The 348-nt window shown below is 71.8% G+C and carries 1 protein-coding gene; it reads left to right on the plus strand.

Going from position 1 to position 348, the window contains the following annotated elements:
• Window positions 1–231: SH3 domain-containing protein (locus VI08_RS22120; protein ID WP_045831478.1), on the plus strand; the 231-nt coding region annotated here is incomplete at its 5' end.
• Window positions 232–348: the final 117 nt, after the last annotated feature.

Genomic DNA, 348 nt, shown 5'->3' on the forward strand with positions numbered 1-348 from the left:
GGCGGCCTCCCGGGCAACGCCGCCGCGGCGAACGTGCGCCAGGCGGGTACGATCAGCCGGCCCACCGCGATGCGCGCCACGTCGGCGGCCAAGGCGAAGGTGGTGCGCTCGCTGCAGCCGGGCATGACCGTCTACCCGACGGGTGAAAAGGCCGGCCTCGCCTGGGAAGTGGAAGACGAGCACGGCAACCGCGGCTGGGTGTCGTCGGAGCATTTCGATCTGGCGAAATGAGCGATGTGGCGGGCGGCTGGCTGCCGCCCGCCCTATGTTCGCCATGCGGGTGCCCGTGCGGGGCGGGTAAACTTGCGGGGTTGCCTTGCCCTTGATCGCGCGCGAGCGCGCTCCCAC

Source organism: Luteibacter yeojuensis, assembly GCF_000964085.1.
Taxonomy (GTDB): domain Bacteria; phylum Pseudomonadota; class Gammaproteobacteria; order Xanthomonadales; family Rhodanobacteraceae; genus Luteibacter; species Luteibacter yeojuensis_A.